Below are 25,801 nucleotides of genomic sequence, written 5' to 3' on the forward strand. Positions count from 1 at the left end.
TCAAGCCGCAGTGATCTGCAGCAGCAGGATCATTGCGTAGCTTGCCGCAAGCAGCACCAGAAGCGACAGGATGACGGTGGCACTCACTCTGGTGCCCGCCTCCATCACCTTGCGCACGTCGACGCCGAGCCCGAGCGCCGCCATGGCGAGAACCGTCAGCCCGCCGGACAGCTTGCTCAGGATAAGCGCCGCCGGCTCCCCGATCACCCCGAAGGAGCGCGCCGCGAGCATCAGCAGGAAACCGACGATGAACCACGGAACCAGCCGGCCAAGCGGCGGTCGCCGCCTTTCGTTGGCGAGACGACCGGCGCTGAGCAGCGACAGGGCGACCACCACGGGGCCGAGCATCATGACCCGCACCAGTTTGACCAGCATGCCCACCTGCACGCTTGCGGCCGAGACCGGCGCGGTGGCGGCAAGGACCTGCGGGACGGCATAGACGGTCATCCCCGCCAGGATCCCGTAGTCGGTACCGGAAAGCTGCAGGGCCGGCACCAGTAGCGGCAGGAGCAGGACGGTGACAACACCAAGCACCGCCGTGAACGCGATCGACGAGGCGACGTCTTCGGGGCGCGCATCGATGACGGGCGCCGTTGCGGCGATCGCCGAATTACCGCAGATCGAGTTGCCGCAGGCGACCAGCATGGCCATGCGCTTCGGCAGGCCGAGAAGACGGCCGATGCCGTAGCTTGCGGCAAGGACACAGAACACGACGAGGGCGATTGCGCCGAGCATGATCGGCCCGATCGAGGCGAGGGCGGCGGCGCTGACCCCGGCGCCGAGCAGCACGATGGCGACCTCCAGGAAATATTTGGCGCTGAATTCGATGCCCGGCTCGAAGGCCGCCGGACGCCGCAGCAGGAACCGCACCGCCGCCCCGATGAGGATCGCCAGCACCAGCGCCTCGAGCCAGGCCTGGCCGGCGACATACCGCTCGGCGAGATCGCCAAGAAGAGCGATGCCGGCAACCGCCAGCGACAGAAGGACACCGGGGGCATGGGTGCGAAGCGGAATGACTTTGCTCATACGGCACTTATTGATGGAATTATATTGTGCAATCCATCGGCAAATAAGATACGTTTCGTTCGATTTTTCCGAATGATCCCCCATGACCCTCGAACAGCTTCGAATCTTCATCGCCGTCGCCGAGCGCGAACACCTCACCCAGGCAGCGCTCGCCCTGCACCTGACGCCCTCGGCCGTCAGTTCCGCCATCCGCACGCTGGAGGAGCGCTACGCGGTCGCCCTGTTTCATCGCACCGGCCGCCGAATCGAGCTGACCGAAACCGGACGTGCCTTCCTGGCAGAAGCGAGGGCGACGGTGGGGCGGGCGAGGGAGGCGGAGCTGTTCCTGGCCGAAGTGGGCGATCTCAGACGCGGCTCGCTGACCGTCCATGCCAGCCAGACCATCGCCAGCTACTGGCTGCCGCCGGTGCTGATGCAGCTGCATTCGAAGCATCCCGGACTGGAGCTGCACGTAACCGCCGCCAACACCGAACTGGTCACCGCGGCCGTTATCGACGGAGCTGCGGAGATCGGCCTCGTGGAGGGGGCGATTGAAAGCGCTCTGCTATCCCAGCAGGTGGTCGCCCGCGATCGCCTCGTCATCGTCGCCAGGCCCGACCATCCGCTGGCACCACGCCGCGGCATCGAACGGGACGAACTGCTGGCGGCGCGATGGATCCTGCGCGAGGCGGGATCGGGCACCCGCTCCGTCCTCACCTCCGCGCTCGACGCCGAGCCGGGCCAGCTCACGGTGGAACTCACCCTGCCCTCCAACGAGGCGGTGCGCGCCGCGGTGCGGACTGGGCCGTTCCTGGGGGCGTTATCGGAACTGATCGTGCAGGCAGATATCGACGCCGGCCGGCTTGTGAAGCTCGATTTCACCCTGCCGGAGCGCGAGTTTCTGATGCTGCGCCATCGCGAGCGGCATCGCTCCAAGGCCTCGATCGCTTTCGAGGACCTGGTGAAACCCCAAGCGCGCTGACCCCTGGGGCTGACCTAGGTCAGTGGGTCACTCGCCCCGGCCCCGGAACCGCCGCTGGTAGGCAGGGTCGTAGAGCGAACTCTCGCGAAAATCCTCAGCCGCTAGGCTGCGGCCGACGAGGATCAGCGCCGTGCGCTCGATCGGCTCCTCCGCGACCTTCGCCGCGATGTCGGCGAGCGTGCCGCGCACGACCCGCTCGTCCGGCCAGGACGCCTTGACGACGATCGCCACCGGGCAGTCTTCGCCATAGAGCGGCGTCAGTTCGGCAACGACCTGGTCGAGCGCGTGGATCGCAAGGTGGATGGCGAGCGTTGCGCCGGTGGCACCAAAACCCTGCAGGCTCTCGCGGTTCGGCATCGGCGAGGCGCGGCCCGACACGCGGGTCAGCACCAGGCTCTGGGCGACCGCCGGGATCGTCAGCTCGCGCCCGAGTGCCGCCGCTGCCGCCGCAAACGAGGGAACGCCGGGCGTCATCGTATAGGCGATGCCGTGCTTCTCCAGCCGGCGGATCTGCTCGGCGACGGCGCTCCAGACCGAAAGGTCGCCGGAATGCAGCCGCGCCACGTCCTCGCCGGCCTCCGCCGCCCGCACGTACTCCGCCTCGATCTCGTCCAGCGACATCGGCGCGGTGTCGACGATGCGCGCACCCGGCGGGCAGTACTGCAACAGCTCCGGCGAGACGATCGAGCCGGCATAAAGGCAGACCGGGCAGCGCTCGATCAGGTCGCGGCCGCGCACGGTGATCAGGTCGGCGGCGCCCGGGCCGGCACCGATGAAATGGACTGTCATTCTCTATCCTCTATCCGGCTGCGCCACGGTTCCGGCAGGACCTTCTGCAACAGCCTTTTTCTCACTACGGCCGACCACCTTCGCTGGGGCCGCCTCATTCCTTAGCCGGCTTAACCCAGCTCCATTGCGTCACCGGCATGGCCGGCCGCCAGCCGGTCATGGTGCCGACCGGCGCGGCGCGGGCGATGTCGATGCGCACCAGCGTGCCGCCGAGCTTTGCCTGCGCGGCAAGCAGCACCGCCTCCATCTCCGTCGTCACCGCATTGGCAACCATCCGCCCGCCGGGCTTCAGCGCCGCGACCGCGGCGTCGAACACGCCGTCCTCGCTGCCGCCGCCGCCGATAAAGATCGCGTCTGGCGTCGGCAGGCCGGCCAGTGCGCCAGGCGCATTGCCCTCGACCACCGAAAGCCCCGGAACGCCGAACTGCGCCGCGTTGTGCCGGATTCGCGCCGCCCGCTCGGGCGCCGCCTCGATGGCGATCGCCTGCAGCGACGGATCGGCCAGCATCCATTCGATGCCGATCGAACCCGAGCCGGCGCCGATGTCCCAGAGCAGTTCGCCCCGCCGCGGCGCCAGCGCCGAGAGCGTCAGCGCCCGCACCTCGCGCTTGGTGATCTGGCCGTCATGCTCGAACAGCGCGTCGTCGAGGCCGGGCGTGAGCGGCAGGACGCGCGCCGTGCCGGCGGCGGCGACCTCGACGGCGCAGACGTTGAGCATGTCGATGTCCTCAAGCGCGAACCGGTCGGCCCGATGCGTGCTGACGCGCTCGCGCACGCCGCCGAGCGCCTCCAGCACCGACAGCGTTGAAGCGCCAAAACCGGTCTCGGCGAGGAGCGCTGCCAGCGCGGCCGGCCCGTCGCCGTCCGAGGTCAGGGCGAGGATGCAGCTGCCGGGGTGCAGGTGCGGACGGATCAGGTCGAGCGGCCGGCCATGCAGCGACACACAGACCGTATCCTGCAGCGCCCAGCCCATGCGCGAGGCGGCGAGGCTGAACGAGGACGGCGCGGGCACTACGATCATCTCGGATCGCGGAATCTTTCGCGACAGCGTCACGCCGACGCCATAAAAGAACGGATCGCCCGAAGCGAGCACGACAACCGGACGGCCACGCGCGGCAAGCACGGCCTCGACGGAACGCTCGAAGGGGCTCAGCCAGGCGTGGCGTTCGCCGGAGATGGCGTCGGCGGCAAGCTCCAGATGCCGGGCGCCGCCGAAGACGATCTCCGCGCCTGCGATCGCCGCCTTGGCCGCATCGCCGAGACCGGCTAAACCATCCTCGCCGATTCCGACGATGGTGAGCCACGGCGCGGGTACGGCGGGCGAAACGGACGGATCAGGCATGGACAAGAGACGCATCCTCGTTCTGGGCGGCACCGCCGAAGCCCGCGAGCTGGCGGGTCGGCTGGCGCTGCGGGCCGATCTCGACGTCACGCTGTCGCTTGCCGGCCGCACCGCCGATCCGGCGCCGCAGCCCGTGCCGGTGCGCACCGGCGGATTCGGGGGCGCCGATGGACTGGCTGCCTTTCTTCAAGGCAACCGCATCGACCTTTTGATCGACGCCACCCACCCCTTCGCGCGGCAGATTTCGGCCAACGCCGAGCGCGCCGCCGAGGCAACCGGCACGCCGCTGATCCGGCTCGAGCGCGCCGGCTGGCGCCCGACCGAAGGCGATCGCTGGACGCGCGTCGCCACGCTTTCCGATGCGGTCGTTGCGCTCGGAAGCACGCCGCTGCGCGTCTTCCTCGCGATCGGCCGGCAGGAGGCCTTCCACTTCGATGCGGCTCCGCAGCATCATTACCTCGTCCGCAGCGTCGATCCGGTTGAGCCGCCGCTCACCGCACCCTCGGTCGACTATCTCCTTGCCCGCGGCCCCTTCGCCGTCGAGGACGAGATTGCGCTGTTGCGCGACCGCCGCATCGACGTGATCGTCTCCAAGAACAGCGGTGGCGAGGCGACCTACGGAAAGATCGCCGCCGCCCGTGCGCTTGGCCTTCCGGTCGTCATGGTCGACCGCGGCAACAGTGGCCGGGTGACCACCGCGGAGACTGTCGAGGAGGCGCTGCGGCTGATCGATCATGTCGCCCCCGGGGCGAGGAAACGCGGCGTATAGACGAGGTCGTCCTTGCCGTCGCGCGCGATCACCCGTGTCTGCGGTGAGCCGATGATGACGCAGGTCGCCATGTCGGCGCGCGCCGCATCCGCCTCGCCGAGCGGCATCACCAGCATCCTTTCGTCCGGGCGCCCGGCGGCGCGACCGAAGATCACCGGCGTCTCGGCCGGCAGCACCGTGCGCAGCACCTCGAAGGCCGTGCCGAGCTGCCACGGCCTGGCCTTGCTGATCGGGTTGTAGAGGGCGATCACCAAGCCCGCTTCCGCAACCATGCGCAGCCGCTTCTCGATCACGCCCCAGGGCTTGAGATTGTCGGACAGCGAAATGGCGCAGAAATCATGCCCGAGCGGCGCGCCGATGCGGGCGGCGACCGCCAGCATGGCGGTGACGCCGGGCACGACGACAAGGTCGAGGTCGCGCCATTCCGCCGGTCCCGCGTCGATCGCCTCGCAGACTGCCGCCGCCATTGCAAACACGCCCGGATCGCCGCCGGAGACGACGCAGACGTTAACGCCCTGGGCGGCCCGCTGCAGCGCGGCCTGGGCCCGGTTCAGTTCCTCGCGGTTGTCGGAGGCCACCTTGACCTGGTCCGGTCTGAGCGCCAGCCGGTCGATATAGGGGAAATAGCCGAAAAACTCGGTCGAAGCCTCGACGGCGCGCGCCGCCTCCGGCGTCATCTGGTCGGGATTGCCGGGCCCGGTGCCGATCACATACAGCTTGCCCGTCATGGCCTGCCGCTCCAGCCGGGGACGAGCACCAACGAGAAATAGGGCGCGGCATCGTCGGGTTTCTCTGAAAGACGGACCGCCCGGCTTTGCGGCATGGTGCCGCGTTCGACATAGATCGCGTCGGCGAGCCGGCCGGCGGCCGACAGCGCCCGGCGGATCTTTGGCAGGTTGCGCCCGACCTTCATGATGACGGCGGCCTGCGTGTCGCCGAGCCGGCGCGACAGCTCGCCCTCGCCCATCGTGCCGGGCAGCACCGACAGCACGTCGTCGCCCTGCACGATCGGCAGGCCGGAGAGCGACCAGCAGCCCGACATCGCGGTGATCCCCGGAATGACCTCGGTCGGGAACCGGTCCGCCAGCCGCACATGCAGGTGCATGTAGGAGCCATAGAACATCGGATCCCCCTCCGAGAGGATCGCGACCGTGCGGCCGGCGGCCAGATGCTCGGCGACGGCCGCCGCCGAAGCGTCGTAGAAGGCGGTGATCTGGCGCTTGTAGTCGTCGTGGTCCTTGTCGATCTCGACGGTCACCGGATAGTAGAGCGGCAGTTCCACCAGCCCCGGCTTCAGCATTCCCTCGACGATCGCCCGCCCGTTGCCGGAGCGTCCAGCCTTGGCGAAAAAGGCGAGTACGTCGGCTTCGCCGATCGCGCGCACCGCCTTCAGCGTGAGCAGCTCCGGGTCGCCCGGCCCAGTGCCTACGCCGTAGAGGCGTCCGGTCTGCGCCGCGCTCACAGGCCCGCCCTCGCCAGCGAATTGAGCGCCGCCGCCGTCATGGCGCTGCCGCCCATGCGGCCCCGCACGATCGCAAACGGCACGCCGTAAGAATTTTCCGCCAGCGCCTGCTTGGATTCCATGGCGCCGACGAAGCCGACCGGCATGCCGAGGATCACGGCAGGCTTGGGCGCGCCGTCACGCAACAGTTCGAGTAGGTAGAACAGCGCTGTCGGCGCGTTGCCGATGGCGACGACCGAGCCGGCCAGCCGCTCCAGCCACAGGCGGATCGCCGCTGCCGAGCGGGAATTGCCGATCTCGGCGGCGAGTTCCGGCGTGCGCGGGTCGCGCAGCGTGCAGATCACCTCGTTCTTGGCCGGCAGCCGTGCCGCCGTCACGCCGCGCGCCACCATCTCCGCGTCGCAGAAGATCGGCGCGCCGGCCTTGAGTGCCGCCCGGCCGGCCGCCACGAAGCCGGGCGAGAAGACGATGTGTTCCGCCGCCTCCACCAGCCCGCAGGCGTGGATCATCCGCACGGCCACATCGGCCTCGTCCTCGGAGAAGCGGCCGAGCTCGGCTTCGGCGCGGATGATCGCGAAGGATTTCTCGTAGATGGCGTTGCCGTCCTTGATGTAGTCGTAGTCTGTCATTGCAAATCCTGCTGAAATGCCTTGGCGAGGGCGGCTGCCCCGATCCGGTCGAGCACGTCGCGCGCCGGGTCGCCCTGTCGTTTTTCCTGTCGGTACAGCGCGGTGAGGCGGTCGATCGCGGTACCGAGCGCATCCGCCGGCACCACCCCACCGGTCGCGTCACCTGCCCTGCCGCCAATCACCAGCGCCACGCCGTCAGCCCGGCCGACCAGCGTCAGCGCGGCCGCACTTGGATGCGCGCAGCCCTTGCCGCAACCGGAAATGTGGACGGCAGCCGAGCCGTCGAGCAGATCGGCCCCTCGCGCCACCAGCAGATCGGCGGCCGCCTTCGTGTCGAAATGGCCGGACGCGCAGCCGGCCGCGCCGGCGCACACGGCGATCGCATTGCCAGGCTCGTCGGCGTGCGTCCAGAACCCTTCGGCCGCCGCCAGCGCGCCCGCCGGCTCGATCCGCTCCGCGGCGAGGCCGAGCACCAGCAGCGCGCGCTGCGGCGCCAACCGCACTTCTGTCGCGCCCAGGGCCTGCAGGCCCCGCATCAACGCTTCGAGACGCGCGGCACTGGTCTGCCCGTAGGCGAGGCCGAGGCCGAGAATTTCTGTGTCGCCGAAGCCACGGCGGCCGATAGGTGAGGCGGGCGGGGCCGTTGCGCCTGCGGCTTCGGCGGGCAGCGCCATGGAGCCAAGCTGCCGTCGCACGGCGTCAACGTCGACGTCGCGGCCGCGGACGGCCGGGCCGAGACCATGCAGCGCCTCGAGGACCGCGAGCACCGCAGCGACCGCATCCCGATCGGCGACGACGGCGATCGGACGGGCCGACCGGAGCGTGCCGCCCGCCGCAAGCCGCCAGAACAAGGCCCCGTCCCGGCGCACGGCGTCGAGCCGCACATCGGCGACCATGGCGGAAAGGTCGAGCCGCCCGCCGCCATTGACGACGATCGACAGCTTTGGCGCCAGAAGGAGCGGCGGCCGGCATGCGGTGATCGCCGCACGGATCGCGGCGGCCGGCGGGTTGGCGTCGGCGATCTCGCCCGGGTCGATGCCCGACAGCGCCGGCGTTTCCACCGCCACCCCGCTGTGGAGGTCGATCCCCGCCTCCGCCAGTCCGGCGGCGAGCTTCGGCACGCTTTGTTCCGTCAGGCCGCGGACCTGCAGGTTCCCCCGCGCCGTCACTTCGAGCAGGCCATTGCCGTGCGCCGCCGCCAGCCGGGCGATTTCAATCCAGTCGGAAGGAGCAATGCCCGGCCGGGCAGGGCGCAGGCGCACCAGCAGCCCGTCGCCGGTGCGCATCGGCGCCGTGAGCGAGGGGCAGGCGCCGCGGCGCAGCGCCGAGATCGATCCGGATGCAGCCGTGCTGCGATCCGTGTCGCAGCCGGCATCGACGGCGGCGATCATGTCCCGTCCTCCGTCCCGACCTTCCGTGTCCGGCGGATCAGGTAGGTGTCCATGATCCAGCCGTTTTCCTGCCGGGCGCGCTTGCGGATCTCTGAGATTTCCTCGGCGACCTCGCCGAGGCGGCCGGAAACGGTGATCTCCAGCTCGGTGCCGAGATAGGCACCCCAGTGTATCTCGGCGTCGGGATCCTGCACGGAGCGAAAGGCCTCGACGCCGTCCAGCATGACCACGACGTCGTCCGTCCCCTCCGGCCAGCCTTCCGAGAGCCGGCGACCGGTGGTGATCTCGACCGGCAGGCCGATGCGGTTCAGCGCGATGCGGCGGCTGGCGCAGAGCGCCTGGATGCTGGTGATGCCGGGGATGACCTCGAGATCGAAGGCGATGCGGCCGTTGGCGCGGACGTGCTCGACGATGCGGAGCGTGCTGTCGTAGAGCATCGGGTCGCCCCAGACGAGGAGGCCGATCGTGTCGTTGTCGCCCGACGTTTCGAGGATCACGTCTTCATAGATCTTGGCGATGGCGTGGTGCCAGTCGTGCACGCCGTTCTCGTAGCTGCCGTCGTTCCGGCGGGTCGGCACGGCATAGTTGTAGATGCGGGTATCCGGATTGGTCAGGTAGCGCTCGCAGATGTCGCGGCGCATGTCGGCGAGAAAGGCCTTCTCCTCGCCCTTGGTCGGGACCAGCAGCACGTCCGCCCGGTTCAGGGCGTTGATCGCCTGAACGGTGATGTGCTCGGGATTGCCCGCGCCTATCCCGATGATCAAAATGGTTCTCGACACACCCACTCCCGTGCGGCCAGCGCTCCCGGTTGCGTCCCGACTTGGGTCCCGCCCGTCCCTTCCTAATCCCAAAGTGCCGCGGCGAACAGTGCCTGATTAGCGGCGTCGGCCGGTCTTTTTGAGACGCGTCCCAGGCCAGGACCTAGGCTGCTGCCCGGCGCGCCTTGAAATAGAGCCGCGGCGAGGTGCCGAGCATCCGCCGGAACATGGTGGTGAAGGCGGGGACGCTCTCATAACCTGCTTCGAGTGCCACCGTCGTCACCGCTTCGCCGTTGGCAAGCCGCGGCAGGCAGGCGAACAGGCAGGCCTGCTGCCGCCACGTGGCGAAGCTGACGCCGGTCTCCTCGCGGAAGAAACGCGTGAACGATCGCCGGCTCATGTTCAGGCTGTTCGCCCATTCGTCGATCCTGGCGCCGGAGACCGGTTGTTCGAGAAACCGACGGCAGAGCGTCGAAAGCCGGTCGCTGGCCGGAAAGGGCAGGCCGAGCGGCTGCTCGGCGAGCCGGTCGATCTCGTCGACCAGCAGCGCCAGTACCAGCTCGGCCCGATGCCGATCCTCGTCCAGGCCCTGCAGCCGGATCGCCTCCGCCAAAAGCTGGCGTGCAAGCTCGGTGACCTCCAGCACCACCGGCGCTTCGGCTGCGGCCCGACCCGCCTGAGAGGCCAGGTAGATCGAGCGCATGCTGACGTCGCTGTACATCTCGACCGAATGCTCGAGCCCGCGCGGGATGACCAGCGCATGCCCCGGTGGGATCAGCCAGCGGCCGCGCGCCGTCGCCACCAGCACGACGCCCGAGGAGACGCAGAGCACCTGCGTCCGCCGATGGTGGTGCGGCGGCACGACATAGCCGTGCGGAACGTCGTTGCTGTGCACCAGCACGTCTTCGTTCGATTGCTCCATCCAGGCAAGATTGCGGATGTGCTCCTTGCGAAGGCTGGCAAGCAGTGATGGGTTCAGACTTGGCATGAATTGGCCCAATCGCGAAAGAAATGGACCTCAGCACGAAAGCAGGCCGAAGGCAATCACGCTATGCAATGCTGGCAGCCATCTGTCCCTGCCGGAATTTTTTGAGGATCCCATGTCGACGGCCGTTTCCGTCGCGCCGGCGCATGCCGCGCGAACCAGCTTTTCAATCATCGTCGCTGTCAGCGTCTGTCACATGCTCAACGACATCATGCAGTCGCTGCTGACGTCGCTCTATCCGCTGCTGAAGGAGAACTACGCGCTGGACTTCGTCCAGATCGGCCTCCTCACCATGGCCTTCCAGGTCACCGCCTCGCTGCTGCAACCGGTCGTCGGCATGGTCACGGACCGCTGGCCGATGCCGTTCTCGCTGCCGCTCGGCATGGGCAGCACCTTCTTCGGCCTGTTCTTCCTCGCCTATGCGCACTCGTTCCCCGTGCTCGTGCTCGGCGCCTGCCTGATCGGCTTCGGATCGGCGGTGTTCCACCCCGAATCCTCGCGCATCGCCCGCGCCGCCTCCGGCGGCCGTCACGGCCTGGCGCAGTCGCTGTTCCAGGTCGGCGGCAATGCCGGCACGGCGATCGGGCCACTGCTGGCCGCCTTCATCGTCCTGCCTTTCGGCCAGTCCAGCGTCGCCTGGTTTTCGGTCACCGCCCTGCTCGGCATGGCCATCCTGACCTGGGTCGGCCGCTGGTATGCCGGCGAGCGCCTGCGCCTGGCGAACCGTCCGGCGATCAGCCGCGACCTGCCGCTGCCGAAGGGCCGCGTCGCCTGGGCGATCGCCATCCTGGTGCTGCTCACCGCGACGAAGAACGTCTACATGTCCTCGATCGGCAGCTACTTCACCTTCTACACGATCGGCCGCTTCGGGCTGACGGTGCAGGAGGCACAGCTGATGCTGTTCCTGTTCCTGGGGGCCTCGGCGGCCGGCGTGTTTCTGGGCGGGCCGATCGGCGACCGCTTCGGCGCGCGCTTCGTGATCTGGTTCTCGATCCTCGGCGTCATCCCCTTCGCGCTGCTTCTGCCCTACGCTAACCTGTTCTGGACCGGCGTGCTCAGCGTGATCATCGGCCTGATCTTCTCCTCCGCCTTCTCGGCCATCGTCGTCTTCGCGCAGGAACTGGTGCCGGGCCGGGTCGGCCTGATCGCCGGCGTGTTCTTCGGCTTCGCCTTCGGCGCGGGCGGGCTCGGCGCGGCCACCCTCGGCGTCTTCGCCGATAGCCACGGCATCGACTTCGTCTACCGCGTCTGCTCCTACCTGCCGCTGCTCGGCATCCTCACGGTGCTGCTGCCGCGGCTGCGGACGCGGTGAGGCCGCTCGGCGCGGCAGCCGCCCGCCCGGCCCACTCCTAGGAATCAAAAACCCCCGGCAAGCCGGGGGTCAAAGCGCTCAGGCCGGCGGCGATCGCCGCCGGCCATTGACGTTCGCACACCAGTCGCGATCAGCCCATCCGTTCGGATTTGTACGAGCCCGGGCTCGGCGGGAAGACGATGGTGCGGTTGCCGTTCAGGAAGCAGCGGTGATGGATATGGGCGTGCACGGCGCGCGCCAGCACCTGGCTTTCCACGTCGCGGCCGATCGAGACATAGTCGTCGGCGCTCTGGGCGTGGGTGATGCGGGCGACGTCCTGCTCGATGATCGGACCCTCATCGAGATCCTCGGTGACGTAGTGGGCGGTGGCGCCGATCAGCTTCACGCCGCGCTCGAACGCCTGCTTGTAGGGGTTGGCGCCCTTGAAGGATGGCAGGAACGAGTGGTGGATGTTGATGATCTTGCCGGACATCTTCTTGCAGACGGCGTCGGACAGCACCTGCATGTAGCGGGCCAGCACGATCAGTTCGGCGCCGGACTGCTCGACCACCTCCATCAGCCGGGCCTCGGCCTGCGGCTTGTTCTCCTTCGTCACCTTGATGTGGTGGAAGGGGATGTCGTGGTTGACGACGACCTTCTGGTAGTCGAAGTGGTTGGAGACGACGCCGACGATGTCGATCGGCAGGGCGCCGATCTTCCAGCGGTAGAGCAGGTCGTTGAGGCAGTGGCCGAAGCGCGACACCATCAGGAGCACCTTCATGCGCTCCTGCGAATCGTGGACCTCCCAGGTCATGTCGAAGGCCTTGGCGACCGGCTGGAACCCGTCGCGGATATCGGCTTCCGTGGCGCCATCCTGGCTGATGAAGGTCAGGCGCATGAAGAACAGCCCGGTCTCGACATCGTCGAACTGCGAGCTGTCGACGATGTAGCAACCCTTCTCGGCGAGATAGGTGGAAATGGCGGCAACGATGCCGCGGGTCGATTTGCACGAAACGGTCAGTACATAGTTCTTCATCGGTTCCACTCTCGCTGTCGATGCTGCGCGGCAAGCCTCGCCGGCCGGTCGGCCAAACGCTCCCGTCTGCCGGTGGCGGTATTCCAGCGGCCGAACGATTTTGCAAGGTCGGATTGCAAGGCTTGTATGGGAGGAAAAGCTATTCCTGGCCGCGGGCTCGGGCGCATTTATTCGCGACATCGGATGAACCGTAAGAGGCAAGGACTGGCGAGCGGCGCGATCTTCTGCGAAAAGGCCGGCATGTCGCCCCACCACGCCTCTCACCCGACCCGCGCCGTCTGGCGCGATCCGGTTCGCAGCATCGGCTGATCATGTTCACACTCGACACCATCGCCACCTTCGAGCAGGACGTCAAAAAGAGCCGCTTCATCGCAACCGCGGGGCCGGTCGCGAGCGAACAGGCCGCGAAAGATTTCATCGCCGCCCATTCCGACCCTGGCGCCAATCACAACTGCTTCGCCTGGCGGCTTGGCCAGGTCTACCGGTTCAACGACGACGGCGAGCCGAGCGGCACGGCCGGCAAGCCGATCCTGCAGGCGATCGACGGCCAGTCGCTCGACGGCGTCGCCGTCGTCGTCACCCGCTGGTTCGGCGGCATCCTGCTCGGCAGCGGCGGTCTGATCCGCGCCTATGGCGGTACCGCGGCCATGTGCCTGCGGGCGATGGACAAGGTAGAGTTGGTCGCCCGTACCGAGGCGCGGGTGACCTGCGTCTTTTCCGACCTCGCCCTCGTCAAGGCGCGGCTTTCGGCCATGGAGGGCGTCCGGATCGAAGCGGAAACCTTCCTGCCGACCGGCGCCGAGCTTGTCGTCGCCCTCCCGGAGGCGGAAGCGCCGGGCATCGCCCGGATGCTGGTCGATATCACCGCCGGCCGCACGATCGTGGCTTTTTCGGCCTGACCGACGGATCGGCCAGACATGGCTTGGCCTCCACATCGGCCTATCCCAGTCAAACTCGGGCCACACCTGACATGAACCGATTGCGTCCAGCGGCCGGTCACGCCTTCGTCGGCGGGCGCCCACCGCGCTTGTCTGCTTCCGCCGCCGTTTCGCGGCGGAAGGCGGCCGGGCTTTTTGCGATCCACTTGCGAAAGGCGCGATGGAAGGCGCTCGGCTCGGAGAAGCCGAGCTGTGCGGCGATCTCGCCGACGCTGCGCGCGGTCGTCTGGAGCATTTCGATCGCGAGGTCGCGGCGGATCTCGTCCTTGATGGCGGCGTAGCTCTGGCCCTCCGATTGCAGCCGATGTCGCAGTGTCGATGGCGACATGCGCATCTGGGCCGCGAGCGTGTCGAAATCCGTCCACGCGGCGGGCGGTATCTGCCGCAGTCGATTGCGGACGCTTGCCGCCAGCCCCGCATCGTAGCGGTAGCGGACGAGGATGTTCGCCGGCGCCCCGCGCAGGAACTGCTTCAGCGCCTGCTCGCTGCGGGCGATCGGCAGCTTGAGCACAGCGGCGTCGAAGGCCAGCCGGCTGACCGGCTGCGAAAAGCGCACCGGTGCGCCGAAGAACAGCCGGTAGTCGGCGCCCTGCTGCGGCTCGGCGCAGCGAAAATCAACCATGCGGATCGGAATGCGCCGGCCGACGAGCCAGCAGGTGATGCCGTGCAGCAGGATCCAGTACATGCGGTAGGTGAAGGCGGAGCGCGGTCCGTCCCGGTCGGACAGCACGATCTGCGCCAGCCCGTCGGCGACCTCCAGCCGGCCGCTCGGATCCTCCAGCACCACGTCGAGGAACCGCAAGGCGCGGTGCAGCGCCCGTTCCAGCGTGCCGGCATGCAGCACGCAGTGGCAGAGCAGCGTGAAGCTGCCGCGCCGCATCGGCCGGCCGCCCATGCCGAAGAACTCGTCGTCGACCTCGGCGGCGATCGCCAGCCACAGCGCGCCGTAGCTCTCGGCGGAGATCGGCGCGTCGATGGTCTCCGGCAGCCCGAGCGCCGCCAGCAGCGGAGCGGTCGGCCGGCCCCGCCTGCGCAGGCAATCGAGCGCTTCCTCCACGAAGGAGGGCGATATCATCCGCCGCCCGGTTTCCGTCATCGTCATGACCTGCGCAATATGGTAAAACTGGCCGAAAAATCGAGACGCTTCGGTCATCGCTTGCAATACCGCGCCGGCATAGAGTTCGGCAAGACGCCATGCGACCGCGTGGGTGGAATGCGGCACTGGGAGGACTTCATGACGCATCGGGGCACCTCGACTGATCGCCGCCGTTCCGGGAGGGATCTGGCATGCTGATCCGCGACAAGACCTTTCTCGTCACCGGGGGCGGCTCCGGCCTCGGCGCCGCCGTGGCGCGCATGCTGGCCGCCGATGGCGCCAGCGTCGTCGTCGCCGACGTCAACGCGGAAGCCGGCGCCCGGATCGTCGAAGAGATCGGCGAGGCGGCGATGTTCGTCCGCACCGACGTCACCCAGGAAAAGGACGCCCAGGCCGCCGTCGCAGCCGCGCTGGAGCGCTTCGGCCACCTGCACGGCCTCGTCAACTGCGCGGGCGTCGCGCCGGGCGAAAAGGTCGTCGGCCGTGACGGCCCGCACCGGCTCGACAGTTTCGCCCGCACCATCGCCATCAATCTCGTCGGCACCTTCAACATGATCCGGCTCGCCGCCGAGGCGATCGCCAGGGAGGCGCCGGACGGCGAGGGCGAGCGCGGCGTGATCGTCAGCACCGCCTCGGTCGCCGCCTTCGACGGCCAGATCGGCCAGGCGGCCTATGCCGCCTCCAAGGGCGGCGTGGCGGCGATGACGCTGCCGGTCGCCCGCGAGCTGGCGCGCTTCGGCATTCGCGTCGTCACCATCGCGCCGGGCATCTTCGAGACGCCGATGATGGCCGGCATGCCGCAGGAGGTGCAGGACGGGCTCGGCAAGAGCGTGCCCTTCCCGCCGCGGCTCGGCCGCCCGCCGGAATTCGCCGCGCTGGTGCGGCACATCTGTGAAAACACCATGCTGAACGGCGAGGTGATCCGCCTCGACGGCGCGCTGCGGATGGCGCCGCGCTGAGACAAGGCATCATTGCGGAGGTTTGAAATGACGCAGCAGGACCCGATCGTGATCGTTGGCTCGGCCCGCACGGCAATCGGCGGCTTCCAGGGCGACCTGAAGGACGCCGCGGCACCCGAGCTCGGCGCCGCCGCCATTCGCGCCGCGCTGGAACGCAGCGGCGTCGAGCCGCAGAGCGTCGAGGAGGCGGTGTTCGGTTGCGTGCTTTCGGCCGGACAGGGCCAGGCGCCGGCACGCCAGGCGGCGATCGGCGCCGGCCTGCCGTTTGCCACCGGCGCCACGACCGTCAACAAGATGTGCGGCTCGGGCATGAAAGCGGTGATGCTGGCGCACGACCTGATCTCCGCCGGCAGCGCGTCGGTCGCCGTCGCCGGCGGCATGGAGAGCATGACCAACGCCCCCTACCTGCTCGACCGGGCCCGCGGCGGCTACCGGCTCGGGCATGGCAAGGTCATCGACCACATGTTCCTCGACGGGCTGGAGGACGCCTACGACAAGGGCCGGCTGATGGGCAGCTTTGCCGAGGACTGCGCCGAGGCCTACCAGTTCACCCGCCCCGCCCAGGACGACTACGCCGTCACCTCGCTGGCGCGCGCCCAGCGGGCGATCGAGACCGGCGCCTTCGACGCCGAGATCACGCCGGTCACGGTGAGGTCGGCCCGCTCCGAACAGGTGGTCAGCCGCGACGAGCAGCCGGGCAAGGCGAGGCTGGAGAAGATCCCGACGCTGAAGCCGGCCTTCCGCGAGAACGGCACGGTCACCGCGGCGAACTCGTCGTCGATCTCCGACGGCGCGGCGGCGCTGGTGCTGATGCGCCGCTCGCAGGCCGAGCGGCTCGGCCTCGACCCGCTGGCGACCATCGCCGGCCACGCCACCCATTCGCAGGAACCCAACCTGTTCGCGACCGCTCCGATCGGCGCGCTGCGCAAGCTCAGCGAGCGCACCGGCTGGAACCTCAAGGACGTCGACCTGTTCGAGATCAACGAAGCCTTCGCCGTCGTCGCCATGGCGGCGATGCGCGACCTCGACCTGCCGCACGACAAGGTCAACGTGCATGGCGGCGCCTGTGCGCTCGGCCATCCGATCGGCGCCTCCGGGGCGCGCGTCATCGTCACGCTGCTGTCGGCGCTGGAGCGCTACGGTATGAAGCGCGGGATGGCGAGCCTCTGCATCGGCGGCGGCGAGGCGACGGCGCTCGCGGTCGAACTGCACTGACCGGTTTTCCGGAGGAGACCGACGCATGATCCTGACCGAACAGCAGATCCAGATCCGCGACATGGCGCGCGATTTCGCCCGCGAGCGGCTGGCGCCCGGCGCAGCCGAGCGCGACCTGAACAGCAGCTTCCCGCGTGAGCAGCTGAGGGAGATGGGCGAACTCGGCTTCCTCGGCATGCTGGTGCCGGAGGCCTATGGCGGCTCGGAGACCGGCACGATCGCCTATGCCGTCGCGCTCGAGGAGATCGCCGCCGGCGACGGCCCCTGTTCGACGATCATGAGCGTGCACAGCTCGGTCGGCTGCGTGCCGATCCTCAAATACGGGACCGAAGAACAGAAGCAGCGCTTCCTGCCGAAGCTTGCCTCCGGCGAATGGATCGCCGGCTTCGCGCTGACCGAGCCGCAGGCCGGCTCCGACGCCTCGAACCTCAAGACCCGCGCCCGCCGCGACGGCGACCACTACGTCATCGATGGCGCCAAGCAGTTCATCACTTCGGGCAAGAACGGCAACGTGATCATCGTCTTCGCCGTCACCGATCCGGATGCCGGCAAGAAGGGCATCTCCGCCTTCATCGTGCCGACCGACACGCCCGGATACGACGTGGTGCGCGTCGAGCACAAGCTCGGCCTTCATTCCTCCGACACCTGCCAGATCGCCTTTTCCGGCATGCGCATCCCTGCCGACCTCCGGCTCGGCGCGGAGGGCGAGGGTTACCGGATCGCGCTGTCCAACCTGGAGGGCGGACGCATCGGCATCGCCGCCCAGTCGGTCGGCATGGCGCGGGCGGCCTTCGAGGCGGCGCGCGACTATGCCCGCGAGCGCAGCGCCTTCGGTATGCCGATCATCGAGCACCAGGCCGTCGCCTTCCGCCTTGCCGACATGGCGACGCGGATCGAGGTGGCCCGCCAGATGGTGCTGCATGCGGCGCAGCTGAAGGAAGAGGGGCAGCCCTGCCTGACGGAAGCGTCGATGGCCAAGCTGTTCGCCTCGGAGATGGCCGAGAAGGTCTGCTCCGATGCGATCCAGATCCACGGCGGCTACGGCTACATGGCCGACTACCCGGTCGAGCGCATCTACCGCGACGTCCGCATCTGCCAGATCTACGAGGGCACGAGCGACGTCCAGCGGATCGTCATCGCCCGCAATTTGTAGGATAGTGAGGGCCGCGCCTTCCACGAGGAGGAGGGATGCGGCTGGCAAGGGGAGGTTCGTTACGGCATGACCGAAGTCCAGCATTTGAGCCTGCATGTACCGGAGCCGGCTGTCCGGCCCGGCGGCCAGCCGGATTTTTCCAACGTGAAGATCCCAAAGGCCGGCTCGGTGCCGCGGCCGCCGGTCGACGTGGCGCCGGAGGACATCCGCGATCTCGCCTATTCGATCATCCGCGTCCTCAACCGGGACGGCGAGGCGGTCGGCCCCTGGGCCGGGCTGCTGTCCGACGACGACCTGCTGGTAGGCCTGCGCAACATGATGAGGCTGCGGGCCTTCGACGCCCGCATGCTGATGGCGCAGCGGCAGGGCAAGACCTCCTTCTACATGCAGCACCTCGGCGAGGAGGCCGTCAGCTGCGCCTTCCGCAAGGCGCTGAACAAGGGCGACATGAACTTTCCGACCTATCGGCAGGCGGGGCTCCTGATCGCCGACGACTATCCGATGGTCGAGATGATGAACCAGATCTACTCGAACGAGGCGGATCCGCTGCGCGGCCGGCAGCTGCCGATCATGTACTCGTCCAAGGAGCATGGCTTCTTTACGATCTCCGGCAATCTCGCCACCCAATACGTGCAGGCGGTCGGCTGGGCGATGGCCTCGGCGATCAAGAACGACACGAAGATCGCCGCCGCCTGGATCGGTGACGGCTCGACCGCCGAGTCCGACTTCCATTCGGCGCTGGTCTTCGCGTCGACCTACAAGGCGCCGGTCATCCTCAACATCGTCAACAACCAGTGGGCGATCTCGACCTTCCAGGGCATCGCCCGCGGCGGCTCCGGCACGTTTGCCGCCCGCGGCCTCGGCTTCGGCATCCCGGCCCTGCGGGTCGACGGCAACGACTATCTGGCCGTCTATGCGGTCGCGAAATGGGCCGCTGCGCGCGCCCGCCGCAATCTCGGGCCGACGCTGATCGAGTACGTCACCTACCGCGTCGGGGCGCACTCGACCTCGGACGATCCGAGCGCCTACCGGCCGAAGACCGAATCGGAGGCCTGGCCGCTCGGCGACCCGGTGCTGCGGCTGAAAAAGCACCTGATCGTGCGCGGCGTCTGGTCGGAGGAGCGCCACACCCAGGCGGAGGCGGAAATCCTCGATGAGGTGATCCAGGCGCAGAAGGTCGCCGAAAGCCACGGCACGCTGCATGCCGGCGGCAAGCCGTCGGTGCGCGACATCTTCGAGGGCGTCTATGCGGAAATGCCCGCCCATATCCGCCGCCAGCGGCAGAAGGCAGGATACTGACATGGCAAGAATGACGATGATCGAGGCGGTGCGCAGCGCCATGGACGTGTCGATGGGGCGCGACGACGATGTCGTCGTGTTCGGCGAGGACGTCGGCTATTTCGGCGGCGTCTTCCGCGCCACGCAGGGACTGCAGGCCAAGTACGGTAAGACCCGCTGCTTCGATACCCCGATCAGCGAGTCGGGCATCCTCGGCACCGCGATCGGCATGGCGGCCTACGGCCTGAAACCCTGCATCGAGATCCAGTTCGCCGACTACATGTATCCGGCCTACGACCAGATCACCCAGGAAGCGGCGCGCATCCGCTATCGCTCCAACGGCGACTTCACCTGCCCGATCGTCGTGCGCATGCCGACCGGCGGCGGCATCTTTGGCGGCCAGACCCACAGCCAGAGCCCGGAGGCGCTGTTTACCCATGTCTGCGGGCTGAAGGTGATCGTCCCCTCCAACCCCTTTGACGCCAAGGGCCTGCTGATTGCCGCGATCGAGGACCCGGATCCGGTGATCTTCCTGGAGCCGAAGCGGCTCTACAACGGCCCCTTCGACGGTCATCACGAAAAGCCGGTCACGCCCTGGTCGAAGCACGAACTGGGCGACGTGCCGGACGGGCACTACACGATCCCGATCGGCAAGGCCGAGGTGCGCCGGCGCGGCGAAGCCGTCACCGTCGTCGCCTATGGCACCATGGTGCATGTGGCGCTTGCCGCCGCCGAGGAGACCGGCATCGATGCCGAGGTGATCGACCTGCGCAGCCTCCTGCCGCTCGACCTCGACACGATCGTTCAATCGGTGAAGAAGACCGGCCGCTGCGTCGTCGTCCACGAGGCGACCCTGACCTCCGGCTTCGGCGGCGAGGTGGTCTCGCTCGTGCAGGAGCACTGCTTCTACAATCTCGAGGCGCCGGTGGTGCGCGTCACCGGCTGGGACACGCCCTACCCGCACGCCCAGGAATGGGATTATTTCCCCGGACCCGCACGCGTCGGCCGGGCCCTGCAAGAAGTGATGGAGGCCTGAGCATGGGCGAATTCGTCATCAAGATGCCGGATGTGGGCGAAGGCGTTGCCGAGGCCGAGCTGGTGGAATGGCACGTCAAGCCCGGCGATCCGGTGCGCGAGGACATGGTGCTCGCCGCCGTCATGACCGACAAGGCGACGGTGGAAATCCCCTCACCGGTCGACGGCATCGTACTCTGGCTCGGTGCCGAGGTCGGCGACACCGTGGCCGTCAAGGCACCGCTGCTGCGGATCGAAATCGAAGGCGAAGGCCACGCCACCGCCGACACGGCTATGAAACCGCCCGCAAAGATCGAAATACCCGCACCCGCGGTTCCGCCGGTGGAATCGGCCGACGTCATTCCGCTGGAGCGAGCCCCCCGGCCGGAGAAACCCGCCCCGCCCCGCCAGGAGGAGGCGGGCGCACCACGCCGCGATGCGCCGGCGGCCCCGCCTGCTGCTGCCCGCCACGAACCGGGTGAGAAGCCGCTCGCCTCGCCCGCCGTCCGGTTGCGCGCGCAGGAGGCGGGCATCGACCTTCGCCAGGTGCCGGCAACCGGACCGGCCGGCCGCATCACCCATGACGATCTCGACCAGTTCCTGGCCCGTGGCGCACAGCCGGCCATCGCCGTCCCGGGTCTCGCCCGGAAGACGGCGACCGAGGAGATCAAGGTCACCGGGATGCGCCGCCGCATCGCCGAGAAGATGCGGCTCGCCGCCTCCCGCATTCCCCACATCACCTATGTCGAGGAAGTCGACGTCACCGATCTGGAGGACCTGCGGGCGACGATGAACGCCGGCAAAAAATCCGACCAGCCGAAGCTGACGATCCTGCCCTTCCTGATGCGGGCGCTGGTCAAGACGCTCGGCGAGCAGCCCGGCATCAATGCCACCTTCGACGACAACGCCGGCATCATTACCCGCCACAGTGCCGTCCATGTCGGCATCGCCACCCAGACCCCGGCCGGCCTCACCGTTCCGGTCGTCCGCCACGCCGAGGCCCGGTCGATCTGGGACAGCGCCGCCGAACTGACGCGCCTTGCCGAGGCCGCCCGCAACGGCACCGCCGCGCGCGAGGAGCTATCCGGCTCGACCATCACCATCACCTCGCTCGGCGCGCTCGGCGGCATCGTCACGACGCCGATCATCAACCATCCGGAAGTGGCGATCGTCGGGGTCAACAAGATCATGACGCGGCCGGTCTGGGACGGCACCCAGTTCATCCCGCGCAAGATCATGAACCTGTCGTCGAGCTTCGACCACCGCGTCGTCGACGGCTGGGACGCCGCCGTGTTCGTCCAGCGGCTCAAGGCGCTCCTCGAAACGCCCGCGCTGATCTTCATCGAAGGCTGATGGACATGAAAGAGATCGTCTGCAAGCTCCTCGTCATCGGCGCCGGCCCGGGCGGCTATGTCTGCGCCATCCGCGCCGGCCAGCTCGGAGTCGACACGGTGATCGTCGAATCCACCAAGGCCGGCGGCACCTGCCTCAACATCGGCTGCATCCCCTCCAAGGCGCTGATCCATGCAGCGGACGAGTTCGAAAAGGTCCGCCACATGGCCGGTGCTTCGAACGGGATCGGCATCACCGTCGAGGCGCCGAAGCTCGACCTCTCACAGACTGTACGCTGGAAGGATGGCATCGTCGGCCGGCTCAACGCCGGCGTGCTCGGTCTTCTGCGCAAGGCCAAGGTCAAGATCGTGCACGGACCGGCGCGGTTCCGCGACGGCAAGACGGTGGAGGTCGAGACCGAGACCGGCACCCAGGTGATCCGTGCCGAGACGGTGGTGATCGCCACCGGCTCCGAGCCGGTGGAACTGCCGGCGCTGCCCTTCGGCGGAGCGGTGATCTCGTCGACCGAAGCGTTGTCGCTGACGACCGTTCCGAAGACGCTGGTCGTCGTGGGCGGCGGTTATATCGGCCTCGAGCTCGGCACCGCCTTCGCCAAGATGGGCTCGGAGGTCACGGTGGTCGAGGCAACCCCGCAGATCCTGCCGCAGTACGATGCCGAACTCGTCAAGCCCGTCGCTAGGCGTCTCGGCGAACTGGGCGTCCACGTGCTGACCGGCGCCAGGGCCAAGGGGCTTTCCAAGGAGGCGCTCGTCGTGGAGACGGCGTCTGGCGAAGAGAAGCGGTTCGCCGCCGACCGGATTCTCGTCACCGTCGGCCGCAAGCCGCGCATTCAGGGCTGGGGGCTGGAAGAACTTGACCTTGACCAGTCGGGCGGCTTCGTCCGCATCGACGAGCGCTGCCGCACCTCGATGCGTGGCGTCTACGCCATCGGCGACGTCACAGGCGAGCCGATGCTCGCCCACCGCGCCATGGCGCAGGGCGAGATGGTCGCGGAGATCGTCGCCGGCCGCAAGCGCGTCTGGGACAAGCGGTCGATCCCGGCCGTCTGCTTCACCGATCCCGAGATCGTCACCGCCGGCCTGTCGCCCGACGAGGCGCGCGCACACGGCTACGAGGTCCGCATCGGCCAGTTCCCCTTCAGCGCCAACGGCCGGGCGATGACCACCGAGGCCGAGGAGGGCTTCGTGCGCGTCGTGGCGCGGGCGGACACCAACCTCGTGCTCGGCCTGCAGGCGGTCGGCGCCGGCGTCTCAGAACTTTCCAGCGCCTTCTCGCTGGCCCTTGAAATGGGCGCGCGGCTGGAAGACATAGCCGGAACGATCCATGCCCACCCGACCCGCAGCGAAGGCCTGCAAGAGGCCGCCCTGAAAGCACTCGGCCATGCCATCCACATCTGAACGCGCGAGGCCAGCCGTGGCCGCACCGGAACCGCAGACAATAATCGAGCGCACCGGTGCGATCGGCCGAATCCGGCTCAACAGGCCGAAGGCGCTGAACAGCCTGACGCTGGCGATGGTGCGCGACATCGAGGCGGGGCTCGATCGTTTCGAGGTCGACCCCCAGGTCGCAGCCGTGCTGATCACCGGCGAAGGCGAGCGCGGCCTCTGCGCAGGCGGCGACATCCGCATGATCTACGAGGGCGGCAAGGCCGACACCGACGCGCCCACCATGTTCTGGCGCGAGGAATATCGCATGAACGCCCGGCTGGGCCGGTTCGAAAAGCCGTTCATCGCGATCATGGACGGAATTGTCATGGGCGGCGGCGTCGGCGTTTCCGTCTATGGCAGCCATCGCATCGTCACCGAGCGGACGCGCCTCGCCATGCCCGAGACCGGCATCGGCTTCTTCCCCGACATCGGAGCCTCCTGGTTCCTGACCCGGCAGGACGGCGAGCTCGGCACCTATGCGGCGCTGACCGGCGAGCAGCTTTTGGCCGGCGACGCCATCGCGCTCGGCCTTGCCGACCTTTACGTGCCCTCCGACCGCCTGCCGGCACTGATCGAGGCGCTGGCGGCCCTGCCCGCCGCCGCCGGCCATAACGAGATCTCTGAAAGCATCGCCGCCTTTACCGAGTCGCCGCCGAACGGAACAATGGCGTCGCGGAGAGCCGCGATCGACCGGCTCTTCGCCTTTGACACGGTCGAGGAGATCATCGCGGCGCTGGAGCGGGACGGCTCGGATTTTGCCGACGGCACGCTCGCCGTGCTGCGCACCAAGTCGCCCACCAGCCTGAAGGTCACGCTGAGGCTGCTCCGCCTCGGTCGCAAGGCGCCGTCGCTGGAGGCCTGCCTCGCGCACGAGTTCGCCGCCACCGCCGCGGTGCTGCGCAGCCACGATTTTTACGAGGGCGTCCGCGCCGCGGTGATCGACAAGGACCGCAACCCGCAATGGCGGCCGGCGCGGCTCGACGGGGTTAGCGGAGCAGACGTCGCGGCCTACTTTCAGCCATCGACCGAGCCGCTCTTTCCGGCCGGGTCCGGGAAAGGAGAACGCACATGACGGCAATCGCATTCATCGGTCTCGGCCACATGGGCGGCCCCATGGCCGCAAACCTCGTCAAGGCCGGCCATCAGGTTCGCGGCTTCGACCTCGTCGCGCAATTGCTTGACCAGGCCGCCAGGAGCGGTGTCTCGCCCTGCACTTCGCTCGCCGAAGTGGTGTCCGGCGCCCAAACGGTGATCACCATGCTGCCGGCCGGCCAGCACGTGCTGTCGGTCTGGCAGGAACTCGTGGAGATCGTGCCAGCCGGCACGCTGCTGATCGACTGCTCGACGATCGACATCGACAGCGCCCGCAAGGCCCACGCGCTTGCCGAGGCGAAAGGCTGTCCGGCGCTCGATGCGCCCGTCTCCGGCGGCACCGGCGGGGCCACGGCCGGTACGCTCACCTTCATGGTGGGCGGCGCCGCGGAAACCTTTGCCGGCGCCAGGCCGGTCTTCGAGGCGATGGGGAAAAAGATCATCCACTGCGGCGAGGCGTCTGCGGGACAGGCGGCGAAGATCTGCAACAACATGATCCTCGGCATTTCGATGATCGCCGTCGGCGAGGCCTTCGTCCTCGGCGAGAAGCTCGGCCTGACGCACCAGGCGCTGTTCGACGTCGCGTCGGTCTCCTCCGGCCAGTGCTGGTCGCTGTCGACCTATTGTCCCGTCCCCGGCCCGGTGCCGACCTCGCCCGCAAACCGCGACTACCAGCCGGGCTTCGCCGGAGCGCTGATGCTGAAGGACCTCAAGCTGTCGCAGGAGGCCGCGGAAGCGACCGGAGCGATGACGCCGCTCGGCGCGAAGGCCACCCGCCTCTACCAGATGTTTGCCGACGAGGGATTCGCGGATAAGGATTTCTCTGGCATCATCAACATGTTGCGGGATAAATCCGGCACGGGCGCCGAGTAGCGGCGCGGCAGCAAGGGGAGTAGCCAGGTGGAACAACCGATCATCATCGAGCGGCAGGGCCGCGTCGTCATCGTCACGCTGAACCGGCCGGCGGCCCGCAACGCCTTGAACTCCGAAGTGATGGTCGCCATGGCCAACGAGCTGGCGCCGCTTGACCGCGACCCGGGCGTCGGCTGCTTCGTCATCCGCGGCTCGGAGAAGGCGTTCGCCGCCGGCGCCGACATCAAGGAGATGGCCGACAAGTCGTTCTCGCAGATGTACAACGAGGACTTCTTCGCCGCCTGGGACCGGTTCGCGTCCTTCCGTACGCCGAAGATCGCCGCCGTGTCCGGCTATGCGCTCGGCGGCGGCTGCGAGCTCGCAATGATGTGCGACATGATCTTCGCCGCCGACACGGCTATGTTCGGCCAACCGGAGATCAAGCTCGGCGTCATTCCCGGCATGGGCGGCTCGCAGCGGCTGACCAAGCTCGTCGGCAAGGCCAAGGCGATGGACCTGATCCTCACCGGCCGGATGATGGATGCGCAGGAAGCCGAGCGCTGCGGCCTCGTCGCCCGCGTCATCCCGGCCGAGAAGCTGATCGAGGAGACGCTCAAGACCGCTGAAACGATAGCCGGCTACGGAAAGGCGGCGACCACCGCCGCCCGCGAGGCGGTCGATCGTGCCCTCGAGGGCGGCTTGCGGGAAGGCATCCTGTTCGAGCGCCGGCTGTTCCACGCGCTTTTTGCCACCGCCGACCAGAAGGAAGGCATGGCCGCCTTCGTGGAAAAGCGCGCCCCGGCGTTCAAGGGCGAATAGCCCGGCCACGGCCTTGCCGGATGTCTCCCGGAAGCCGGCAACGGCTCCGGGCCGATACATGCAAAGAACAAAGACCAAAGCAGAGCGGGTGAATCGTTCTTCCGCGCTCTGCTTCAGGCGGGCATCGCCCGGATGGATTTCCGTGCAGCCCGTCTGCTATGAAGCG

26 protein-coding genes are annotated in these 25,801 nt (G+C 68.3%); 15 read left to right on the forward strand and 11 right to left on the reverse strand.

Annotated features, from left to right (window positions below; genetic code table 11):
• Entirely contained in the window at positions 1-1,014 is a 1,014-nt protein-coding gene (locus C7449_RS07845) for a YeiH family protein (RefSeq protein WP_374828294.1), read from the reverse strand.
• A 94-nt stretch (positions 1,015-1,108) separates the two neighbouring features.
• Between C7449_RS07845 and C7449_RS07850 the strand changes: the two genes are divergently transcribed.
• Positions 1,109-1,987 (forward strand): LysR substrate-binding domain-containing protein, encoded by an 879-nt coding sequence (locus C7449_RS07850; RefSeq protein ID WP_108002661.1) that lies wholly within the window; start codon positions 1,109-1,111, stop codon positions 1,985-1,987.
• A 27-nt stretch (positions 1,988-2,014) separates the two neighbouring features.
• On the opposite strand, the gene cobM is transcribed toward C7449_RS07850, so the two are convergent.
• Both cobM and cbiE read right to left on the reverse strand, forming a co-directional pair.
• The gene (cobM, locus tag C7449_RS07855; RefSeq protein WP_108002239.1) at positions 2,015-2,776 is read right to left on the reverse strand and encodes a precorrin-4 C(11)-methyltransferase; all 762 of its coding nucleotides are present in this window, start codon (positions 2,774-2,776) and stop codon (positions 2,015-2,017) included.
• Positions 2,777-2,870: 94 nt separating this feature from the next.
• Positions 2,871-4,118, reverse strand: coding sequence for a precorrin-6y C5,15-methyltransferase (decarboxylating) subunit CbiE (gene cbiE / locus C7449_RS07860; protein ID WP_245414325.1), 1,248 nt, complete (start codon positions 4,116-4,118; stop codon positions 2,871-2,873).
• On the opposite strand from cbiE, the gene C7449_RS07865 reads away from it, so the two are divergent.
• A complete protein-coding gene (locus C7449_RS07865; protein ID WP_108002241.1) occupies positions 4,117-4,887 on the forward strand; it encodes a cobalt-precorrin-6A reductase in 771 nt (256 codons plus the stop codon). The two genes, cbiE and C7449_RS07865, sit on opposite strands and share 2 nt — an antisense overlap.
• On the opposite strand, the gene C7449_RS07870 is transcribed toward C7449_RS07865, so the two are convergent.
• The 6 genes from C7449_RS07870 to C7449_RS07895 all read right to left on the reverse strand — a co-directional run bounded on the left by C7449_RS07870 (position 4,851) and on the right by C7449_RS07895 (position 10,115).
• Complete coding sequence (locus C7449_RS07870) at positions 4,851-5,615, reverse strand: precorrin-3B C(17)-methyltransferase (RefSeq protein WP_108002242.1); 765 nt, start codon at positions 5,613-5,615, stop codon at positions 4,851-4,853. The genes C7449_RS07865 and C7449_RS07870 overlap by 37 nt on opposite strands.
• Positions 5,612-6,349, reverse strand: a complete 738-nt coding sequence (locus tag C7449_RS07875; protein WP_108002243.1) for a precorrin-2 C(20)-methyltransferase — start codon at positions 6,347-6,349, stop codon at positions 5,612-5,614. Before C7449_RS07875 ends, C7449_RS07870 begins: the two co-directional genes overlap by 4 nt.
• Positions 6,346-6,978, reverse strand: a complete 633-nt coding sequence (locus tag C7449_RS07880) for a precorrin-8X methylmutase (RefSeq protein ID WP_108002244.1) — start codon at positions 6,976-6,978, stop codon at positions 6,346-6,348. Before C7449_RS07880 ends, C7449_RS07875 begins: the two co-directional genes overlap by 4 nt.
• Positions 6,975-8,369, reverse strand: a complete 1,395-nt coding sequence (gene cobG, locus C7449_RS07885) for a precorrin-3B synthase (RefSeq protein WP_108002245.1) — start codon at positions 8,367-8,369, stop codon at positions 6,975-6,977. Before cobG ends, C7449_RS07880 begins: the two co-directional genes overlap by 4 nt.
• Positions 8,366-9,148 (reverse strand): precorrin-6A synthase (deacetylating), encoded by a 783-nt coding sequence (gene cobF, locus C7449_RS07890; protein WP_170115828.1) that lies wholly within the window; start codon positions 9,146-9,148, stop codon positions 8,366-8,368. Before cobF ends, cobG begins: the two co-directional genes overlap by 4 nt.
• Before the next feature lie 142 nt (positions 9,149-9,290).
• Positions 9,291-10,115 (reverse strand): AraC family transcriptional regulator, encoded by an 825-nt coding sequence (locus C7449_RS07895; protein ID WP_108002247.1) that lies wholly within the window; start codon positions 10,113-10,115, stop codon positions 9,291-9,293.
• Positions 10,116-10,227: 112 nt separating this feature from the next.
• Here C7449_RS07895 and C7449_RS07900 point away from each other — a divergent pair, with 112 nt between their 5' ends.
• Positions 10,228-11,424 (forward strand): MFS transporter, encoded by a 1,197-nt coding sequence (locus tag C7449_RS07900; protein WP_108002248.1) that lies wholly within the window; start codon positions 10,228-10,230, stop codon positions 11,422-11,424.
• A 130-nt stretch (positions 11,425-11,554) separates the two neighbouring features.
• Here C7449_RS07900 and purU read toward each other — a convergent pair whose 3' ends face one another.
• On the reverse strand, positions 11,555-12,439 hold the full coding sequence (gene purU / locus C7449_RS07905; protein ID WP_108002249.1) for a formyltetrahydrofolate deformylase: 885 nt from the start codon (positions 12,437-12,439) through the stop codon (positions 11,555-11,557).
• Positions 12,440-12,622: 183 nt separating this feature from the next.
• Between purU and C7449_RS22335 the strand changes: the two genes are divergently transcribed.
• Together C7449_RS22335 and C7449_RS07910 are read left to right on the forward strand one after the other, a co-directional pair.
• Positions 12,623-12,748, forward strand: a complete 126-nt coding sequence (locus C7449_RS22335) for a hypothetical protein (protein ID WP_280952459.1) — start codon at positions 12,623-12,625, stop codon at positions 12,746-12,748.
• Between the two features lie 2 nt (positions 12,749-12,750).
• On the forward strand, positions 12,751-13,338 hold the full coding sequence (locus C7449_RS07910) for an IMPACT family protein (protein ID WP_108002250.1): 588 nt from the start codon (positions 12,751-12,753) through the stop codon (positions 13,336-13,338).
• A gap of 97 nt (positions 13,339-13,435) precedes the next feature.
• Here the strand turns inward: C7449_RS07910 and C7449_RS07915 are convergent, their stop codons facing one another.
• The gene (locus C7449_RS07915; RefSeq protein WP_245414343.1) at positions 13,436-14,473 is read right to left on the reverse strand and encodes an AraC family transcriptional regulator; all 1,038 of its coding nucleotides are present in this window, start codon (positions 14,471-14,473) and stop codon (positions 13,436-13,438) included.
• Between the two features lie 191 nt (positions 14,474-14,664).
• Here C7449_RS07915 and C7449_RS07920 point away from each other — a divergent pair, with 191 nt between their 5' ends.
• The 10 genes from C7449_RS07920 to C7449_RS07965 all read left to right on the forward strand — a co-directional run bounded on the left by C7449_RS07920 (position 14,665) and on the right by C7449_RS07965 (position 25,635).
• Positions 14,665-15,432 carry a 3-hydroxyacyl-CoA dehydrogenase gene (locus C7449_RS07920; protein WP_108002251.1) on the forward strand — a complete coding sequence of 256 codons (768 nt, stop codon included), beginning with the start codon at positions 14,665-14,667 and terminating at the stop codon, positions 15,430-15,432.
• 27 nt (positions 15,433-15,459) lie between these two features.
• A complete protein-coding gene (locus C7449_RS07925) occupies positions 15,460-16,647 on the forward strand; it encodes an acetyl-CoA C-acyltransferase (RefSeq protein ID WP_108002252.1) in 1,188 nt (395 codons plus the stop codon).
• A 25-nt stretch (positions 16,648-16,672) separates the two neighbouring features.
• Positions 16,673-17,800 (forward strand): acyl-CoA dehydrogenase family protein, encoded by a 1,128-nt coding sequence (locus C7449_RS07930; RefSeq protein ID WP_108002253.1) that lies wholly within the window; start codon positions 16,673-16,675, stop codon positions 17,798-17,800.
• A gap of 66 nt (positions 17,801-17,866) precedes the next feature.
• Positions 17,867-19,099, forward strand: coding sequence for a 3-methyl-2-oxobutanoate dehydrogenase (2-methylpropanoyl-transferring) subunit alpha (locus tag C7449_RS07935; protein WP_108002254.1), 1,233 nt, complete (start codon positions 17,867-17,869; stop codon positions 19,097-19,099).
• Position 19,100: 1 nt separating this feature from the next.
• A complete protein-coding gene (locus C7449_RS07940; RefSeq protein WP_108002255.1) occupies positions 19,101-20,114 on the forward strand; it encodes an alpha-ketoacid dehydrogenase subunit beta in 1,014 nt (337 codons plus the stop codon).
• A gap of 2 nt (positions 20,115-20,116) precedes the next feature.
• Entirely contained in the window at positions 20,117-21,445 is a 1,329-nt protein-coding gene (locus C7449_RS07945; RefSeq protein WP_108002256.1) for a dihydrolipoamide acetyltransferase family protein, read from the forward strand.
• A gap of 5 nt (positions 21,446-21,450) precedes the next feature.
• Entirely contained in the window at positions 21,451-22,842 is a 1,392-nt protein-coding gene (gene lpdA / locus C7449_RS07950) for a dihydrolipoyl dehydrogenase (protein ID WP_108002663.1), read from the forward strand.
• The gene (locus tag C7449_RS07955; protein WP_108002257.1) at positions 22,826-23,944 is read left to right on the forward strand and encodes an enoyl-CoA hydratase/isomerase family protein; all 1,119 of its coding nucleotides are present in this window, start codon (positions 22,826-22,828) and stop codon (positions 23,942-23,944) included. Before lpdA ends, C7449_RS07955 begins: the two co-directional genes overlap by 17 nt.
• The gene (gene mmsB, locus C7449_RS07960) at positions 23,941-24,837 is read left to right on the forward strand and encodes a 3-hydroxyisobutyrate dehydrogenase (protein ID WP_108002258.1); all 897 of its coding nucleotides are present in this window, start codon (positions 23,941-23,943) and stop codon (positions 24,835-24,837) included. The genes C7449_RS07955 and mmsB overlap by 4 nt, the downstream gene beginning before the upstream one ends.
• 27 nt (positions 24,838-24,864) lie before the next feature.
• Complete coding sequence (locus tag C7449_RS07965) at positions 24,865-25,635, forward strand: enoyl-CoA hydratase (protein ID WP_108002259.1); 771 nt, start codon at positions 24,865-24,867, stop codon at positions 25,633-25,635.
• The last annotated feature ends 166 nt before the right edge of the window (positions 25,636-25,801 follow it).

This window comes from Mycoplana dimorpha, from assembly GCF_003046475.1.
In the GTDB taxonomy this organism is placed as follows: Bacteria; Pseudomonadota; Alphaproteobacteria; order Rhizobiales; family Rhizobiaceae; genus Mycoplana; species Mycoplana dimorpha.